Raw genomic sequence first — 1,712 nt, 5'->3', positions numbered from 1 at the left:
GCCGGGGTACGGCTACCCGCAGGGGGCACCCCAGGCACCCCAGCCGCCGCAGGCGCCGCCCGGCTACGGCTATCCCGGCCAGCAGCCGCAGGCGCCTTACGGCCAGCCGGGATACGGGCAGCCCGGTTACGGCTATCAGCAGCCGACCATGCCGCTCCACCCGCAGCCCGGACAGCCGGGCGGGGGCCGGAAGTTCAACGCGCAGGTGGCCATCATCGTCGCCGCGGTCGTCGCGATCGCCCTGATCGTCGGCGGCGGCGTCTGGTACTCCTCGTCCAAGGACGACGGCAAGAAGGACGACACCGCCAGCTCCGGCGGCACCACCGGCGGCACGGACGACGACAACGGCGGCACCAGCTCCGGCGGCAAGGAGAAGGCCCCCGCCGACACCGGCGCCAAGGTCCTCTTCCAGGTCCCGATGCCCGAGGTGAAGAACGACAGCACGGTCGTCGTCTCCGGCTCGTGGCTCACCGACAAGACGTACGCCAAGAGCGGCGTCGCCGAGATCGTCGGCTACGACCGCGACGAGGGCGGCAAGCAGTGGACGATCCCGCTGGACGGCCCGGTCTGCCAGGCCAGCCGCAAGGTCACGGACGACAACAAGACGGCGGTCCTCTACCAGCCCGCGATGCCGACCAAGGCCGATCCGTCGCACGGGTGCAGCCAGCTCGCCCTGATCGACCTCGACGCCGGCAAGGAACTGTGGACCAAGACCGTCAAGACCGGTGACCAGCTGATCAGCTTCGACAACGTCACGATCAGCGGCAACACCGTCGCCGTCGGCAGCACCAGCGGCGGTGCCGCCTTCGACCTCTCCGGCAAGCTCCTGTGGAGCCCGAAGCCGACCGACTCCTGCTACGACGCCGGGTACGGCGGCGGCGAGAAGCTGGTCGCGGTGCGCAAGTGCGGCACGTACGAGCAGCGGCAGCTGCACATCCAGACCATCGACCCGAAGACGGGGAAGGTGATCTCGGAGTACAAGATGGCCCAGGGCATCGAGTACGCGAGCATCGTGTCGACCAACCCGCTCGTCGTGGCCGCCGACGTCGGCGACTCCGCGGGCGACGGCAGCGGCATCTCCGACTTCTTCTCCATCGACAACAAGACGGGCAAGCTGCGCACGCGCATCTCCGCGCCGGGCGAGCAGTTCGCGGCCCGCTGCGAGGGCGTCACCCGCATCGAGTCCTGCAACCAGCTGGCCGTCGGCAACGACCGGCTGTACCTGCCGACCGAGGAGCACGACGGGACCGGCGAGTACAGCCAGACCAACGAGATCGTCGCCTTCGACCTCAGCACCGGCAAGCAGACCGGACAGCGGGCCGACGCGGGCGACGGCTACACGATCTCGCCGCTGCGCATGGACGGCGGCAACCTGATCGCGTACAAGCGGCCGCCGTACGACAAGGGCGGGCAGATCGTGAGCATCGACGGGGGCAGCTTCAAGCAGACGAAGCTGCTGGAGAACCCGGCGAACGACTCGGTGCGGGACGTGGAGGCCGGGATGTCGCCGGAGTACTCCGAGTTGCTGTACGGCGACGGGCACCTGTTCATGTCCAAGGTGTACGCCAGCAAGCGGACCAGCAGTACGAGTGAGAAGGAGTACCTGGCGGTCGGCTTCGGTACGAGCTGATCGATCGGTGTCCGCTCGGTGACCGACTGAGTGCGGGTACGGTCCCGTCCCTGTTCAGGGGCGGGACCGTACCCGCACTCAG

1 protein-coding gene is annotated in these 1,712 nt (G+C 68.9%); it reads left to right on the top strand.

Features of this window, described 5'->3' with window-relative positions; all coding sequences use genetic code 11:
* Positions 1-1,630 (top strand): outer membrane protein assembly factor BamB family protein (locus CCL05_RS42320; protein ID WP_244204607.1); only part of this gene is annotated, 1,630 nt, incomplete at its 5' end.
* Positions 1,631-1,712: the final 82 nt, after the last annotated feature.

The organism is Streptomyces africanus, from assembly GCF_002150735.1.
Classification (GTDB): Bacteria; Actinomycetota; Actinomycetes; order Streptomycetales; family Streptomycetaceae; genus Streptomyces; species Streptomyces africanus.
The sequence above is the reverse complement of the archived record's forward strand: the minus strand, read 5'-3'. Positions and strand labels throughout refer to the sequence as shown.